Origin of the sequence: Pseudoalteromonas sp. NZS127 (assembly GCF_015864805.1) — a bacterium.
GTDB lineage: Bacteria > Pseudomonadota > Gammaproteobacteria > Enterobacterales > Alteromonadaceae > Pseudoalteromonas > Pseudoalteromonas nigrifaciens.
In genome coordinates, this window is sequence record NZ_JADYWN010000012.1 from 58,041 (window position 1) to 74,706 (window position 16,666).

Genomic DNA, 16,666 nt, shown 5'->3' on the forward strand with positions numbered 1-16,666 from the left:
GTTATAATCTATTTGTAACTGCAAATCACAATAATAAAATACAGCAAGCTAGGTTTAGTGTTGAGCAAGACGCAGCGTTTAAGTTTGCGTATGATAAGCGCATGATGGTTTATTTTTTTGATATGTGATGCGCTTACTTCTCCCTATAGTTAGTATTTTAACTGCTTTAGCTTTATTGGTTCCCGGTGTTACCCAGCCTGTATTATCCCTAGAAGGAAAAATAGATAAGTCTAAATTGGCACAAACAGGCATTGAGATGATTGCCGATGAAGGCGACCGTAACACTCGAAACATGCTGATGATGGCATCAAGCATGTTTGGGTTAGATAAGCTTGAAGGTGAGATAAGTGCTTATCAAAAAACACGCAGTATTTGGGGAACGGTTAACGAGCTGGCTCATAATAAAAATTATTTAGTGGCGGTGTTGGTGGCTTTTTTCTCAATTGTAATACCGACTATTAAGTTACTAATGCAATTAGTATTTTGCTTATTGCCAGCGAGTAAGTTTAAGCAAAAACTGGGAGTAACTATTTGCGCTTTAAGTAAGTGGAGCATGGTAGATGTGTTTGTTATTGCACTTATTGTTACTTATCTTGCAGGCAATGCCGAGGGTGAAACTGGTGGGCTAATTAAAATGCACGCCGAACTGGGGAATGGCTTTTGGTATTTTACCGGTTATTGCTTATTTGCCATTGCCGCGAGTAGCTTTATTAAAACCGATGCAAAAAATATTTAAAGGTTTGTATTAACTATTCAATTATCATAAACTTCTATAGAACCTAGAACCTAGAACCTAGAACCTAGAACCTAAATAAGGCAAATTTTTGCAACGCATTCACTCTAGTATACTGATCATCGCTATGTTACTCACGCTTGTGGGTCAGGCTGTTGCGTCTGTTGCTATGCTATGTGAAATGCCGCAAATGAGCCAAGCGCAGCATGCTGCAACTAATGTTGCAACTAATGTTGCAATTGAAAAAACACATCAGCAAATGTCAGTCAGTATGATGAATATGGACTGTTGCGATGACGCAGCAACCGAGCAAGAATGTAACTGCCCAATTAGTGCTTGTTCAGCGTACTCAATGTTGAGTGTTGATGGCTTATTTAGCACCCCACTGATTATTTCTGAAAAAATACAGCTCTATCCCTCACAAAACCAACACCATTTAGTCAGCTCGCTATACCGCCCCCCTATGTCTGCTTAATTGCAGGATAGGTGTACCTAAAATCAGGTCAAGTCGTTTAATTCACCTTTTCTGCCTCTAAATTAATCTTTTAATTTTAGTGGAGTAAGTGATGAATCACTTTGCAGTATTTAAAGTCAGTTTTTTAGCGCTAATGCTAGGAACTGCAATCTCAGCACACAGTAATGAACTTAGCCTAGATGAGGCGCTTTCGTATGCGCTAAACCATGAGCCATGGCTAAAGGCAAGCCAGTACCAGCAAGCCGCAGAGCAAGCACAAAGTATAGCCGCCGGTAGTTTGCCTGATCCGGTATTAACTTTGGGTCTAATGGGAGTGCCAACCGATGGTTTTGCTTTAGATCAAGAAGGTATGACGCAGCTAAGTATTGGTGTAAGCCAAATGTTTAGCCGTGGCGACAGCCTAGCATTAAAACAGCAAGCCTTAGCACAATCTGCGCAGCAACATCCTTGGTTGCGAGCCGATCGCCTTGCACAAGTAAAAACAATTGTTATTGAATCATGGCTTAATGCGTACAGAGCTCAGCGCAGCATTGCGCTTATTGAACAAGATAAAGCCTTATTTTCGCAACTTATTGATATAACCGAATCAAGTTATGCCAGCTCGCTAGGTAAAACTCGTCAGCAAGATATCATTCGCGCTCAGTTAGAGCTCACTCGCCTAGAAGATAAATTAGTAATGCTAGCGCAGCAACTTGAAAGCGCTAAAAAACGGCTGTCGCAATGGTTGCCAATGAGCATGCTAACTCAACCTGTAAGCACTAAAAATACAGCTATTGAGCCGTTAATTAGTTTTACCACGCTGGAATTTGAGGCGTTAATGTCGTTACTCATGGCGCACCCTGCAATAGTTGCTATTGATAAAACAGTAACAGCTAAGCAAACCGAAGTAGCGCTCGCAAAGCAAAGTTATAAGCCGCAGTTTGGAGTAAATATGGGTTATAGCCATCGAGGTGATACGCCTATGGGAGACTCACGAGCCGATTTACTCTCTGTTGGGGTAAGTATTGACTTGCCGTTATTTACTAGTAACCGCCAAGATCAGCAAGTTAACGCTGCAATAGCGACAGCTGAAGCGGTTAAAACTCAAAAGTTAATAGCACTACAAAAGTTAAAAGGCATGTATTTCAAAGAGTTTAGCCAATTAATGCAGCTACAAAAGCGCGATACGCTTTATCAAACTAAGTTATTACCGCAAATGGCAGAGCAAGCCCAGGCCACACTCAATGCATACACGCGGGACGACGGTGATTTTTCAGAAGTTATGCGCGCTCGTATTAGTGAGCTTAATGCCAAAATTGACGGCTTAAACATTCAAATAGACCAACAAATAATTATTGCTCGTTTAAATTATTATGCCAGTAGTCAAGACGCTGCTGTGATGCTTGAGCAATTAGGAGAGCAAAATCGTGAATACTAATTTAAAACTATTAATAGCTGCAGTAGTGGGTGGTGGAGTAACGGCATTAGTGTTATCGCTTATGCCTGCGAGCAATGCTGATATTAAAGCAAGCACAGAAAAACAACCACTGTACTGGGTTGCTCCCATGGATAGTAATTATCGACGTGATGAACCCGGGCTTTCGCCAATGGGCATGGAGTTAGTGCCCGTTTACGATGAAGCACCAGGCAGTAGTAGCAATTTAGATGGCCCAGGCGCGGTGACTATTTCGCCAGCAGTAGTTAATAATCTCGGGGTAAGAATCGCTAAAGTGCAGCACAAAGCGTTACAAAATGAAGTTAAAACAGTTGGCTATGTGCAATATAATCAAGATCAACTTATTCATATTCATCCTCGTGTAGAGGGCTGGTTAGAAACGCTTTATATCAAAGCTGCAGGCGACAGTGTTGAGCAAGGTGAACCACTTTATACCTTGTATTCACCACAATTAGTAAATGCCCAAGAAGAGTTTGTATTAGCGCTAAATCGTAACAACCAGGTGCTAATTCGCGCAGCTAAAGCACGCTTAAAGTCACTTAATATATCGGATGATTTTGTAGAGCGGCTGCAAAAAAGTAAACAAGTAATGCAAAACATTACCTTTTACGCCATTCAAAGTGGTGTTGTTGAGGAGTTAAATGTGCGCGAAGGTTTTTATGTTAACCCCGGCACCACCATGATGAGTATTGGTAAGCTAGATGAGGTATGGGTTGAAGCCGAAGTTTTTGAGCGCCAAGCTGAGCTAATTAAAATTGGCCAACCAGTAAGCATGACGCTTGATTATTTAAGTGGCCAAAGCTGGCAAGGTAAAGTGGATTATATTTACCCAACACTTGATGCTAAAAACCGTACCTTGCGAGTGCGCCTGCGCTTTAATAACGAAGGTCATAAACTTAAGCCTAATATGTTTGCCCAAGTAAATATTCATACTCAAGCCAATAAAGCGCAATTAGTAGTCCCTAAAGAAGCGGTGATCCGCACCGGAAACCAAAACCGCGTAGTGGTTGCCTTGGGCGAGGGGCGCTTTAAATCTGTGGCCGTAGAAATGGGCAGAAGTGACAGTAAAAACACCGCAATATTATCAGGAATAATGGCAGATGATGACGTGGTGGTTTCGGCGCAATTTTTATTAGATTCAGAATCAAGTAAAAGCTCTGACTTTAAACGCATGCAAGCCCCCCAAGCTGTTAGCTCTGTATGGAGCGAGGGTATTGTTAATAGCATTATGGCGGAACATCGTATGGTTAATATTAGCCATGAGCCGATTGCTGAACTTGATTGGCCTAGTATGACAATGGACTTTACGGTTGCTGATGATGTTGACTTTACTGCTTTTGAAAATGGCCAAACATTACATTTTGAGCTGACTAAGCAAGCTGATGGCAGCTATGTATTAACGGCTATTCATATAATGAAAAGCACAGCAACAAATAGCGAAACAAATAGTGAAAAAAATACAGCAACCGTTTTGGGCACAATTAACAGTATTGATAAAGCACAGCGCACAGCAAATATTAGCCGTGGTGCAATAGAAAAATGGGGACGCGAACCAGCAAGGCTCGATTTTATTTTTGCAGATGATATAGATTTAACCGCACTTGCAGCGCAGCAACAAATAAACTTTACCTTTAGTTTGCAGCAAGGGGAGTTTGTGATTAGCCACATAAATGGCGAGCACTCTACAAGCGTATCTGACAATCACACTATGCAATTGCATAACGCGCATTAGGAGGCAATATGATAGCTGCAATTATACGTTGGTCCGTTCTTAATCGCTTTTTTGTGTTGTTACTGACCGTTATTTTAATTGGCGGGGGGTTATTTGCTGTTAAAAATACTCCTGTTGATGCCTTGCCTGACTTATCAGATGTGCAAGTAATTATTAAAACATCGTACCCAGGGCAAGCGCCGCAAGTGGTGCAAGATCAGGTTACTTTTCCACTCACCACCGCAATGTTATCGGTGCCAGGAGCGCAAACAGTAAGGGGCTTTTCATTTTTTGGAGACTCTTACGTATATGTAATATTTGATGAAAAAACCGATTTGTACTGGGCACGTAGCCGAGTGCAAGAGTATTTAAGCCAAGTAGCGAGTCGTTTACCAGCTACAGCCAGCGCAGAGCTTGGCCCCGATGCCACCGGTGTTGGTTGGGTATACTTATATGCACTGGTAGATAAAACCAATCAGCACGATATTAGCCAGTTACGTAGCTTACAAGATTGGTTTTTAAAATTTGAATTGCAAACAGTACCAGGCGTATCTGAGGTTGCTTCAGTAGGAGGCATGGTAAAACAGTATCAAGTTACGGTTGAACCCGACAAGTTACGAGCTTATGGTATTCCACTGAGCTTAATTCAAACAGCCATTGCCCAAGGTAATCAAGAAATGGGCGCATCGGTAGTCGAAATGGCCGAGGCTGAATACATGGTTACTAGCACCGGCTATATTAAAAGTGTTGCCGATTTAGAAGCCATTCCTTTAGGTGTTAATACTAATGGCACACCACTGCAATTGCGTGATGTGGCCGATATTCGTTTAGGGCCGCAAATGCGCCGTGGTATTGTCGAACTGAATGGCGAAGGCGAAGTGGCTGGTGGCGTAGTGGTAATGCGCTACGGTGAAAACGCGCAAAAAACCATTGAGCTGGTAAAAGCAAAGCTCGAATCATTAAAAAATGGCCTGCCCGAAGGGGTCGAAATTGTCCCGGTTTATGACAGGTCAAATTTGATTAATAATGCGGTTGATAACTTAAGCAATAAACTACTAGAAGAGCTGGTTGTGGTTGCTTTGGTTTGCATTGTATTTTTGTTTCATGTGCGCTCATCTTTAGTAGCGATTATTACTCTACCACTGGGTATTTTAACGGCATTTTTAATTATGTATTGGCAAGGTATTAACGCCAATATTATGTCGCTTGGCGGTATTGCCATTGCAATTGGCGCCATGACCGATGGCGCTATAGTGATGATTGAAAATATGCACAAACATATGGAAAAAACCCCACTAACCGATGAAAACCGCTGGCAAGTGGTGATCGATTCGGCCAGTGAAGTCGGCCCCGCATTATTTTTTAGCTTAATGATAATTACGGTAAGTTTTATGCCGGTATTTATTTTAGAGGCGCAAGAAGGACGCATGTTTGCCCCGCTGGCGTACACTAAAACCTATGCTATGGCCGCCTCTGCTGGGCTTGCAATTACTTTAGTACCGGTGCTTATGGGTTACTTTATTCGCGGTAAAGTAATTTCAGAGCAAAAAAATCCGGTTAACCGTATGCTGGTAAATGCTTATAAACCATTACTCAACGCAGTACTTAAGTTCCCTAAAGCAACCTTGGTATTAGCTATGCTGGTTGCAGTGATTGGCTTTTATCCTGTAAATAAAATAGGGAGCGAATTTATTCCCCCCCTTGATGAGGGTGATTTAATGTATATGCCAACTACTTATCCAGGCATTTCAATTGGTAAAGCGCGGGAGCTGTTACAGCAAACCGATAAATTAATTGCCACTGTGCCAGAGGTACTAACGGTATTTGGTAAAGTAGGACGAGCAGAAACCGCCACAGATCCAGCGCCGCTTACCATGATAGAAACCTTTATTCAGCTCAAGCCTAAAGATCAATGGCGCGAAGGTATGACCCTAGATAAACTCAAAAAAGAGCTAGATAGTTTAGTGAAGTTTCCTGGGGTAACTAACGCATGGGTTATGCCAATTAAAACCCGTATTGATATGTTAGCAACGGGCATTAAAACCCCGGTGGGGATTAAAGTTGCTGGCCCTAAATTGAGTGAAATTCAAAAAATAGGTCAACAAATTGAAAGTATTTTAAAAGATGTACCGGGTACGGCATCCGTTTATTCTGAGCGTGTTGCTGGTGGGCGTTATATTAAGGTCGATATAAACCGTGAAAAAGCGGCGCGTTATAGTTTAAATATTGCCGATATACAGCAAGTTGTGGCCACTGCTATTGGTGGCACAAATGTCACCCAAACCGTAGAAGGGCAAGAGCGCTATCCGGTAAATTTACGATACCCGCAAGGTTACCGCGATTCACCTGAAGAACTAATGTTACTTCCTATTGTAACTCCAGCCGGGCAGCGTATAGCTTTAGCCGATGTTGCCAAGGTATTTATTGAAGATGGCCCAGCCGGAATAAAAAGTGAAAATGCCCGCTTAAATGGTTGGAGCTTTATTGATATAGAAAATATTGATATTGGCACATATGTAGAAAACGCCCAGCAAATTTTGCATGACCAGTTGATACTACCAGCAGGGTATTCAATTACCTGGGCTGGGCAATATGAATATATGCAGCGTGCTAAAGATAAACTTGCTTACGTATTGCCACTAACGTTAGCCATTATTGTAGTGCTGCTGTATCTCAACTTTAGAAGCTTTGCGGAGGTATTGATTATTATCGTTACTTTACCGTTGGCGATGATTGGCGGAATATGGCTTATGTACCTAGAAGGCTTTAACTTTTCGGTGGCTGTTGGGGTGGGCTTTATTGCACTTGCGGGGGTGGCCGTAGAAATAGGAGTGATCATGCTGGTGTATTTAAATCAGGCCTACCAAGAAAAAATTACCCAAGCACAACAAACTGGTGTGCCGCTTAATTATGAGCAGCTTAAGCAAGCAATAACAGAGGGCGCAGGGCTAAGAGTACGTCCGGTGATGATGACAGTAGCTACTATAGTTATCGGTTTATTACCGGTACTTTATGGTACCGGTACGGGCAGTGAAATAATGAGCCGCATAGCAGCGCCTATGGTAGGTGGTATGTTTAGTGCTGTTGTTTTAACCTTATTAGTAATACCTGCAACGTATTTATTGTGGCGCAAACGCGACCTATAATATTTACATTGGTTATGTAACTTATACTGAAAAAATTGTATTAAGTTACATAACCTGCAACTTTGCTATTGATATTACACACTTTTTATATGGCACGATTTACGCATTACTATATTTACTCAGCTTAAGTAAGGAATGCAGATGCAAGTTAAAACAATTCAACAAATGTATGACTGGACTATTTTGTTTCATACACAAATGGCGGCTAACTTTTTTAGTGTGCGGGAACTACTAGGTGAGCATAATACTCAATTAGTTGATTACTGCACTAAATACGAAAAAAAACTCGCTGAAGATTTAATTGGCTTTAAAGCAATCACCACCATAAATACGTTAGATACCTACTGCTATGAGTATTTTGCAGAAAATCCAGAGCTGCTGAATTTTACTGATTTAGATCGAAATACCCAATTAGATGAGCAAGCTATTCAGGGCTATTTGTCTGATCAGCATCAAAAAGTAATAAATGCTTATGAGTACTTAGAGGGAAAAACACAAACTGCAGACGGCAAAGAAAAACTCGGGCAAATACTGCAGCTTGAGCACCAAGGATTAAAACAAATGGTACAAAGCATAAACCGACATCTAGATATGTAAATTTATATACAGTTAAAATTGATAAAAAATAACGGCGTTACACTATGGTGTGTGGCGCCGTTATTTTGTTAAACCTTTTCTACATCAACAATTAAGTCGCTTGTTATCGACTCTAATGCATTAATTACTTCTTCTTTATTCAACCCATTAGGTAGCGTTACCGTAGCAACAGCACTAAAAATAGGCACGCCCCAGTTAGGTGCGCTCTGTTGCCTTGAGTTTAAGTGAGTAATATTGGCTCCTTTATGACGAATTACACTTGCAAGCTCTTGCACAATACCCGGGCGATCATTACCGGTAATAACAAAGTTAAGTTGCTCACGTGCGACGGGTTCTATTTCTGTATTGCCAGTTTCAATACGTACATCAAGTTTAGGCAGAGCATTGAGCGCATTTTGCAGTGCCTGAAAATGCTCTTCGCTAACTTCAATCTGAATAATACCTGCAAAGTGACCGAGTAAATGGCTCAAGTTGCTGCTTAGCCAGTTGCCATGATTGTCTAAAATAACGGATGAAATGCTCTCTACTAAACCAGGACGATCTTGTCCTAAAATGGTTATAACCAACTGCTTCATAAATAATTCTCTTCTTTAAAGCCCAAATAAGGTAATGCATAGGCATTAAGTGTTGTTTAACTCTATCCAGAGTTCAGGTTAAATATTAATAATTTAGTTGCTAAAATTAGACCATTAATCCTATAGTGCAGCCCTTGCAACAAATCATAGTTATTAACTAAATGCTCCCTGAGTATTGACCTCGATAAATACTTTGTCCAATAAATATAATATTTAGTTCATCAATACCGCATAAACACGGCTGCTATTTGATCTTAAAGATATTTAAATCACACGATAAATAATTATTACCGCTGTAACATTACTGTCACTTTGATGAAATATAATCACTGCAACGTTAAGATTAAAGGATGTTTTGATGACTTCCAATCCGAATAAACCGACTTTTAATACGGATCGAAGCCGTCTATTTAAAGACCGACTTGCCCAGTTTGGCATAACCGTAGGTGGAGTGATGGTATTAATAGCGTTGCTATTAATTTTTTTCTACCTTCTTTATATAGTACAGCCAATTTTTGAATCAGCTAAAGTTGAAAAGCGCGACAGTTTTAATCTTACAAACGCAGAGCAAATAGTGGGAGTAGGCGTTGAGGAACAAACTGAAGTTGCTTATTTATTAAGCCAACAAGGGAATGTTGACTTTTATAGTGTTGAAAAAGCTCACTTTGGTAAAAAGCTAAAAACGCTAGAGGTAACCCTGCCTAGCGATGTGAGTAGCTTTGCAACCAGTGCACCGTTTCAGGGACAATATGCTTATGGTTTAGAAAATGGCAGTGTAAAAATTGTTATTCCTAAATTTATGGTGACGTTTCCAAATAACGAACGTAAATTAACTCCGCGTTTAGATTATCCGCTAGGCGAACTTGCTTTAGAAGTAGACGAGCAAGGTGCTGCTATAAAGCGTTTTGCATTTAGCCACTTTGAAGACAAAACAGCCGTTGTTGCGCTAACGGCCGACAAGCGCGTTTTATTTAGTAGCTTTGTTGCTGAAGAAAACATGTTTAGTGGTGAAGTAGAATGGCTTGTGGAACGCACCGAGCTAGATGTTGCTGGGCGAGTAGATGAGTTACTTATGTCGCCAGATACTACCCGAGTATTTGTGCGCTCAGCTAATCAAATTTATGTTTACGATACGCGCGACCCAAGCGAAGTAGAGCAAATTCAATTACTGTCTGCCAATGAAGAAAATGCCAATATTGTTGCGGCGCAATTACTTGCGGGTGCTAACTCACTTATGTTGGCAAACGATAATGGAAAGGTATCGCAGTGGTTTGAAATAAATACCGACAGTGGCCGTGAATATCAAAAAATTCGCTCATTTGAAACAACAAAGCAAAGTAAGTTAAACGTATTTACTGAGTTTTACCGCCGTACCTTTTTTACTACCAGTAGTAATGGTGAGTTAGGTGTTTATTACACCACAAGCCAAGCAAAATTGTGGCAAGGTAAAGTAAGCGAAGGAGCGATTAAAAACTTTGCTATAGCACCCCGTGCAAATGCAGCGCTAATTGTTGCTGACAACAAACTAACCGTATTAGAAATTCATAACGAACACCCTGAAGTTACTTGGTCTGCACTTTGGCAAGAAGTGTGGTACGAAGGTTACCCAGAGCCTGGTTATATTTGGCAATCAACCTCAGCCAGTGACGACTTTGAGTCTAAGTTTTCGTTAGTGCCTATTTCGTTTGGTACCTTAAAAGCGGCATTTTACGCCATGCTATTTGCCGTACCTATCGCGATTTCTGCCGCTATTTATACCGCTTACTTTATGTCGAGTGAACTGCGTAAAGTGGTTAAGCCAACGGTAGAAATAATGGAAGCACTTCCTACCGTTATTTTGGGGTTTTTAGCGGGCCTATGGTTAGCGCCTTTAATAGAGCAGCACTTGCCAGCCATAGTCGGCTTACTGGTGTTATTGCCTTTAGGTATTTTGGCCACCGCACTTGGTTGGACTAAATTACCAGCCAGTATTCGCCATAAAATTCCTGAAGGATCGCATGCCATTATACTTATACCGGTAGTGTTATTTATTGGTTGGTTTTCGTTTGCGATGAGCGAAACTGTTGAACTGTGGATGTTTGATGGTAACGTGCGCCAATATTTAACTAACGAGCTTGGCATGACCTTCGATCAGCGTAATGCCTTGGTAGTAGGCATTGCGATGGGCTTTGCTGTAATCCCTACTATATTTTCGATTGCGGAAGACGCGGTATTTAGTGTGCCCAAGCATTTGTCTAATGGCTCACTGGCATTGGGTGCAACACAGTGGCAAACACTGATACGCGTGGTATTACTTACCGCCAGCCCTGGAATATTTTCTGCGGTAATGATGGGCCTTGGCCGCGCAGTAGGCGAAACCATGATAGTGCTTATGGCAACCGGTAATACCCCGATTATGGATTGGAGTGTGTTTCAGGGAATGCGTACGCTTGCGGCAAATATTGCGGTTGAAATGCCAGAGTCGGAAGTGGGTAGTTCGCATTACAGAATATTGTTTTTAGCAGCATTTGTATTATTTATATTTACCTTTGTTTTTAACACCATTGCTGAGTTTGTTCGTCAGCAACTGCGTGAAAAATACAGCTCAATGTAAGTGGAGAACACGACATGGTAAAGCAGTGGTTTAGGTCTGGTTCTCCTTGGATTTGGATGACCGGTGGTGCGGTGAGCATCAGCTTAATTTCAGTAATTGGTTTATTAGCTATGATAGCGTGGAAAGGGTTAAGCTTTTTCTGGCCTTCTGAGGTGGTGCAATTTGAGCTGGAAGGATCAATTGCAAAACAAACTATTATTGGTGAGATTTACGATCGAGAATTAGTACCCAAAGCGCGTTTAGCGGCAACCGGTGTTGATGTTTCGGCATATGATAGGGAAGAATTTGAGCGGTTATTAATTAAAACCGGTAACCGTGAATATGTAGATTTAGATTTTCGTTGGATTTTAAACACCGACATAAAAAATCAATCAACGCCTACCACTCTTGCCGTGTTTGAGCGTAGCAAAAATGGTAATTTTTATGGCTATGTAGAAGGCGTAATTGAAGACGGACAACCCGTTACCGGCGATAAGGTAGCCTCTTTACATAAGCTGGTTGAACGGGCAGTTGATTTAAACGACGAAGCGCTTGATTTACAAAACGGTGATATTGGTCATATTAACTATGAACTGGAACGCTTAAGGCTAAAAGAAAAATCTTACTTACTTGATAATGAGCTTACAGACGAGCGTGTTGCTGAGCTTGCAAAGGCGCGTGCAGAACTACGTGCCGAGTATGCTGTGCTCGAAAAACAGCTGTTTGCACTGCGTAAACAAGCACAGCGCGACCAAGTTATGGTTAAAGATATGCGCGGCGAAATAGTCACTATTCCATTGTATCAAGTATTAGATGTGTGGTTTCCAAACGACATGGGCTTTTTAACCAAGCTGGGCCATTACTTTATCCAATTAGGTAAGTTTGTATCAGACGATCCTCGAGAAGCAAATACCGAAGGTGGCGTATTTCCGGCCATATTTGGTACCGTGTTTATGGTTATGCTAATGGCTGTTATTGTTACGCCATTTGGGGTGGTTGCTGCAATTTACTTGCATGAATACGCGGCTAAAAATGCGGTAACTAAGATGATCCGTATTGCGGTAATTAACCTAGCCGGTGTACCTTCTATTGTATATGGCGTATTTGGCTTAGGCTTTTTTGTTTATATGCTAGGTGGTAGCCTTGATCAATTATTTTACCCTGAGTCATCACCTACTCCGGTATTTGGTACACCAGGTGTTATGTGGTCGGCGTTAACACTGGCAATACTTACCTTGCCTGTGGTTATTGTTTCCACTGAAGAGGGGTTATCGCGAATTCCAAGTACGGTACGCCACGGATCATTAGCACTCGGTGCCACACAAGCAGAAACCTTATGGCGTATTGTTATACCGATGGCAAGCCCAGCAATTATGACTGGTTTAATACTGGCTGTTGCGCGTGCTGCAGGTGAAGTAGCGCCATTAATGCTGGTGGGTGTAGTAAAAATGGCACCTACGCTACCGCTTGATGGTAACTTTCCATACTTTCACTTAGACAGAAAGTTTATGCACTTAGGTTTTCATATTTACGATGTTGGCTTTCAAAGCCCGAATGTTGAAGCGGCGCGTCCGCTGGTATATGCAACGGCATTTTTATTAGTGTCGGTAATTATTACCCTCAACATAACCGCCATTGGTATACGTAATCATTTACGTGAAAAATTCAGATCGCTTGAGCTTTAATAAGATTTAATAGGTAACAAACATGATTTCAGTCGCTCCAAAAGTAAATCAAGCCAATACCAGCTTGAAGTTAGACTTAGACAATTTAACCACAGAGCAAACAGCGTTAGAGATTAAAGATCTCGATCTTTACTACGGCGATAAACAAGCGCTGAGTAAAGTAAATATGAATATTCCAAAGGGTCAGGTAACAGCCTTTATTGGCCCGTCGGGGTGTGGTAAATCAACCTTATTACGGTGTATTAACCGCATGAACGACTTAGTTGATATTTGCCGCATAGAAGGTGAAATACTGCTACATGGACAAAATATTTACGATAAAAGCGTTGATGTAGCGGCGCTACGTCGTAACGTAGGCATGGTATTTCAGCGACCTAATCCTTTTCCTAAATCAATTTATGAAAATGTGGTTTATGGTTTGCGCTTACAAGGTATTAAAGACAAACGTAAGTTAGATGAAGTAGTTGAACAATCATTGCGTGGTGCAGCGCTGTGGGATGAAGTAAAAGACAGGCTACACGACAGTGCTTTTGGGTTGTCGGGTGGACAGCAGCAACGTTTAGTTATTGCGCGCTCAATTGCTATTTCGCCAGAGGTATTACTGCTTGATGAACCAACCTCGGCACTAGACCCTATTTCTACTTTAGTAATAGAGGAGCTAATTAACGATTTAAAGAGTAAGTTTACTGTGGTAATTGTTACCCATAATATGCAACAGGCCGCCCGGGTTTCTGACCAAACGGCGTTTATGTATATGGGGGAACTAATTGAATACTCAGACACCAACACCTTATTTACAACGCCTAATAAGAAAAAAACAGAAGACTATATAACCGGTCGTTACGGCTAATTCAGCCGATATTATGTGTACAATATTGATAGGATAATAACTATGGAACATAACATTAATAAGCATATTTCTGGCCGTTTTAATCAAGAATTAGAGAACGTACGCAACCTTGTGCTTAGTATGGGCGGGCTGGTTGAGCAACAGCTTAACAGTGCGTTAGATGCAGTGAGCCAAAATGATGCTATGCTTGCGCAAAAAGTGCGAGAGAATGATTATAAAGTTAATGCAATGGAAGTAAGTATTGACGAAGAATGTACGCGAATTATTGCCAGGCGTCAGCCTGCGGCAAGCGATTTGCGTTTAGTAGTGGCTATTGCAAAAACCATTGCTGATTTAGAGCGTATAGGCGATGAAGCAAAGCGAATTGCTAAAGTTGCATTAGATTCATTTACTAAAGACCAACAGGCTTTATTAGTAAATATTGAAAATATGGGACGCCAAGTATCAAAAATGTTGCACGATGTACTTGATGCATTTGCGCGTATGGACGTACAACGTGCATTTGAAGTACACAAAGAGGATGCTAAAGTTGATAGAGAGTACGAAGCCATTATTCGTCAAATTATGACCTATATGATGGAAGACCCGCGCTCAATCCCTAAAATTATGGATTTAGTGTGGTCAGTTCGTTCATTAGAGCGCATTGGTGATCGGTGTCAAAATATAGCTGAATATATTATTTACTTTGTTAATGGAAAAGATATTCGTCATACATCTCAAGAAGATATAGAAAAGTCTTTATAATTTTTTTAATTAGTCCTTTTTATTACAACGACGAATTATAATTTTTTTTTTAGTTTGCTGGCGGTTGAGCAATAAAAAGCGTTCACAATCGAGCTTAATACTGTAAAATTCATGCCGCACAGCATACTAAATTGATTTAAGGGTCAGTTATGCAAACTAACGCGTTTCTAGGAGTATTTGCAAAATCTCCTATCAAACCAATGGAAGAACATATTCGAAAGGTTCATCAAGCTAGTAAAGCTTTGATTCCTTTTTTTAATCACGTATTTAAAGAAGAATGGGAACAAGCTGAAGAGCTACGTTTAACCATTCGTAATTTAGAACGTGAAGCCGATGAAATGAAAAGAAATATACGTTTACAACTACCGCGTGGATTATTTATGCCGGTAGAGCGTACAGATCTGCTCGAATTAGTAACCCAGCAAGATAAAATTGCCAATAAAGCAAAAGACATTGCAGGGCGTGTAATTGGTCGTGAGATGATCATACCAAAAGTAATTCAAATCGACTTTTTAGCTTATTTAACACGTTGTGTTGATGCTACTAAACAAGCATCTAATGCAATAAATGAGTTAGAAGAGTTATTAGAAACAGGTTTTAAAGGTCGCGAAGTGGCCTTGGTTGAAAAAATGCTCGTTGAATTGGATGCCATAGAACAAGACACGGATGAAATGCAAATTAAAATACGCCGCCAACTACGCGCAGTAGAAGGTGAGTTAAACCCGGTTGATGTGATGTTTTTATATAAGATCATTGAATGGGTTGGCGAGCTTGCAGATATTGCAGAGCGCGTAGGATCACGTCTTGAGCTGATGTTAGCTCGTTAATTTAAAATCAGTTCAAAAACGATAGATTAAGGTTACACAATGGATATCATTGCATCTTACGGCACGGTATTAATTTTAATTGCCGCAGCAGTTGGCTTTTTTATGGCTTATGGTATTGGCGCAAATGATGTTGCCAATGCAATGGGCACATCAGTAGGCTCTAAAGCGCTAACGATTAAACAAGCGATTTTTATCGCGATGATTTTTGAGTTTGCAGGTGCTTACTTGGCCGGCGGCGAAGTTACATCGACAATTCGTAATGGCATTATTGATTCAACGCCATTTATGGATATTCCTGAATTAATGATATTAGGTATGATTTCTGCGCTTTTTGCTGCAGGCGCCTGGCTATTAATGGCATCATTTTTAGGATGGCCAGTATCAACTACTCACTCTATTATTGGCGCTATTATAGGTTTTGCTTTAGTTGCAGTAGGCAGTGAAGCGATTCATTGGAATAAGGTTGCAGGAATTGTTGGCAGTTGGATTGTAACGCCTGCTATATCGGGTTTTATTGCCTACTTAATATTTATGAGCGCACAAAAGCTTATTTTTGATACGGCCACTCCGCTTAAAAATGCTAAACGTTTTGTGCCTATTTATATGGGCTTAGCTGGCTTTATTATGTCACTTGTGACAATTAAAAAAGGCTTAAAGCATATTGGTATTAATTTAGGCACCATAGAAGGTTTTGGGCTATCTATTGCGATTGCAGTAGTTGTAGGTTTTATTGGTAAAATTGCAATTTCACGTTTAAAAATCGACCCTCAGGCCGATAAAAAAATGCAATTTAATAACGTTGAAAAAGTCTTTGCTGTGCTTATGGTCTTAACGGCTTGTAGTATGGCATTTGCTCATGGTTCTAACGACGTTGCTAATGCTATTGGTCCTCTTGCGGCAGTGGTAAGTATTGTTGAAAACAACGGTGAAATTGCAAAACAAGCGGCTATTGCTTGGTGGATATTACCACTAGGTGGTTTTGGTATTGTGGCCGGTTTAGCTATTTTAGGTAAAAAAGTAATTAAAACGATTGGCGAAGGGATCACACATTTAACCCCTAGCCGTGGTTTTGCTGCTGAATTAGCTGCTGCTTCTACGGTTGTAATTGCATCTGGTACAGGCTTACCAATTTCAACTACGCAAACCTTAGTGGGTGCGGTGTTGGGTGTAGGTATGGCACGCGGTATTGCCGCACTGAACATGGGTGTTATTAGAAACATTGTAGTTTCTTGGGTAATTACATTGCCAGTGGGCGCAGGCCTTGCTATTGTTATTTTCTACGTACTAAGAACCGCATTTGGGGTTTAATAAAAAAG

General features: G+C 40.8%; 13 protein-coding genes. 12 read left to right on the forward strand and 1 reads right to left on the reverse strand.

The features are described from left to right. The first annotated feature begins 127 nt into the window (after positions 1 to 127). From I6E78_RS11940 to I6E78_RS11965, 6 genes are all read left to right on the forward strand, one after another. Positions 128 to 736 carry a paraquat-inducible protein A gene (locus tag I6E78_RS11940; protein WP_197182582.1) on the forward strand — a complete coding sequence of 203 codons (609 nt, stop codon included), beginning with the start codon at positions 128 to 130 and terminating at the stop codon, positions 734 to 736. Positions 737 to 824: 88 nt separating this feature from the next. Then, the gene (locus I6E78_RS11945) at positions 825 to 1,208 is read left to right on the forward strand and encodes a hypothetical protein (protein WP_197182583.1); all 384 of its coding nucleotides are present in this window, start codon (positions 825 to 827) and stop codon (positions 1,206 to 1,208) included. A gap of 91 nt (positions 1,209 to 1,299) precedes the next feature. Next, positions 1,300 to 2,625, forward strand: a complete 1,326-nt coding sequence (locus I6E78_RS11950) for a TolC family protein (RefSeq protein ID WP_197182584.1) — start codon at positions 1,300 to 1,302, stop codon at positions 2,623 to 2,625. Continuing rightward, the gene (locus I6E78_RS11955) at positions 2,615 to 4,375 is read left to right on the forward strand and encodes an efflux RND transporter periplasmic adaptor subunit (protein ID WP_197182585.1); all 1,761 of its coding nucleotides are present in this window, start codon (positions 2,615 to 2,617) and stop codon (positions 4,373 to 4,375) included. Before I6E78_RS11950 ends, I6E78_RS11955 begins: the two co-directional genes overlap by 11 nt. 8 nt (positions 4,376 to 4,383) lie before the next feature. Then, complete coding sequence (locus I6E78_RS11960) at positions 4,384 to 7,500, forward strand: efflux RND transporter permease subunit (protein ID WP_197182586.1); 3,117 nt, start codon at positions 4,384 to 4,386, stop codon at positions 7,498 to 7,500. A gap of 141 nt (positions 7,501 to 7,641) precedes the next feature. Next, entirely contained in the window at positions 7,642 to 8,097 is a 456-nt protein-coding gene (locus tag I6E78_RS11965; RefSeq protein WP_197182587.1) for a hypothetical protein, read from the forward strand. Positions 8,098 to 8,165: 68 nt separating this feature from the next. Here the strand turns inward: I6E78_RS11965 and I6E78_RS11970 are convergent, their stop codons facing one another. Further along, positions 8,166 to 8,672 carry a glycine cleavage system protein R gene (locus I6E78_RS11970; RefSeq protein ID WP_197182588.1) on the reverse strand — a complete coding sequence of 169 codons (507 nt, stop codon included), beginning with the start codon at positions 8,670 to 8,672 and terminating at the stop codon, positions 8,166 to 8,168. 358 nt (positions 8,673 to 9,030) lie between these two features. On the opposite strand from I6E78_RS11970, the gene I6E78_RS11975 reads away from it, so the two are divergent. From I6E78_RS11975 to I6E78_RS12000, 6 genes are all read left to right on the forward strand, one after another. Then, complete coding sequence (locus I6E78_RS11975) at positions 9,031 to 11,265, forward strand: ABC transporter permease subunit (RefSeq protein WP_197182589.1); 2,235 nt, start codon at positions 9,031 to 9,033, stop codon at positions 11,263 to 11,265. A gap of 14 nt (positions 11,266 to 11,279) precedes the next feature. Then, positions 11,280 to 12,929, forward strand: a complete 1,650-nt coding sequence (pstA, locus tag I6E78_RS11980) for a phosphate ABC transporter permease PstA (RefSeq protein ID WP_197182590.1) — start codon at positions 11,280 to 11,282, stop codon at positions 12,927 to 12,929. A gap of 22 nt (positions 12,930 to 12,951) precedes the next feature. Next, positions 12,952 to 13,779 (forward strand): phosphate ABC transporter ATP-binding protein PstB, encoded by an 828-nt coding sequence (pstB, locus tag I6E78_RS11985; RefSeq protein ID WP_011327024.1) that lies wholly within the window; start codon positions 12,952 to 12,954, stop codon positions 13,777 to 13,779. Positions 13,780 to 13,821: 42 nt separating this feature from the next. Then, a complete protein-coding gene (gene phoU / locus I6E78_RS11990; protein WP_011327025.1) occupies positions 13,822 to 14,523 on the forward strand; it encodes a phosphate signaling complex protein PhoU in 702 nt (233 codons plus the stop codon). A gap of 149 nt (positions 14,524 to 14,672) precedes the next feature. Continuing rightward, positions 14,673 to 15,350, forward strand: a complete 678-nt coding sequence (locus I6E78_RS11995) for a TIGR00153 family protein (RefSeq protein ID WP_058372425.1) — start codon at positions 14,673 to 14,675, stop codon at positions 15,348 to 15,350. 39 nt (positions 15,351 to 15,389) lie between these two features. Beyond that, complete coding sequence (locus I6E78_RS12000) at positions 15,390 to 16,658, forward strand: inorganic phosphate transporter (RefSeq protein ID WP_197182591.1); 1,269 nt, start codon at positions 15,390 to 15,392, stop codon at positions 16,656 to 16,658. The last annotated feature ends 8 nt before the right edge of the window (positions 16,659 to 16,666 follow it).

Excerpts from the sequence above, each read along its gene's own strand:
- I6E78_RS11940 (WP_197182582.1), top strand. The coding sequence starts at position 128 with ATGCGCTTACTTCTCCCTATAGTTAGTATTTTAACTGCTTTAGCTTTA.
- I6E78_RS11950 (WP_197182584.1), top strand. The coding sequence starts at position 1,300 with ATGAATCACTTTGCAGTATTTAAAGTCAGTTTTTTAGCGCTAATGCTA.
- I6E78_RS11960 (WP_197182586.1), top strand. The coding sequence starts at position 4,384 with ATGATAGCTGCAATTATACGTTGGTCCGTTCTTAATCGCTTTTTTGTG.
- I6E78_RS11965 (WP_197182587.1), top strand. The coding sequence starts at position 7,642 with ATGCAAGTTAAAACAATTCAACAAATGTATGACTGGACTATTTTGTTT.
- I6E78_RS11970 (WP_197182588.1), bottom strand. The coding sequence starts at position 8,672 with ATGAAGCAGTTGGTTATAACCATTTTAGGACAAGATCGTCCTGGTTTA.
- I6E78_RS11975 (WP_197182589.1), top strand. The coding sequence starts at position 9,031 with ATGACTTCCAATCCGAATAAACCGACTTTTAATACGGATCGAAGCCGT.
- pstA (WP_197182590.1), top strand. The coding sequence starts at position 11,280 with ATGGTAAAGCAGTGGTTTAGGTCTGGTTCTCCTTGGATTTGGATGACC.
- pstB (WP_011327024.1), top strand. The coding sequence starts at position 12,952 with ATGATTTCAGTCGCTCCAAAAGTAAATCAAGCCAATACCAGCTTGAAG.
- phoU (WP_011327025.1), top strand. The coding sequence starts at position 13,822 with ATGGAACATAACATTAATAAGCATATTTCTGGCCGTTTTAATCAAGAA.
- I6E78_RS11995 (WP_058372425.1), top strand. The coding sequence starts at position 14,673 with ATGCAAACTAACGCGTTTCTAGGAGTATTTGCAAAATCTCCTATCAAA.
- I6E78_RS12000 (WP_197182591.1), top strand. The coding sequence starts at position 15,390 with ATGGATATCATTGCATCTTACGGCACGGTATTAATTTTAATTGCCGCA.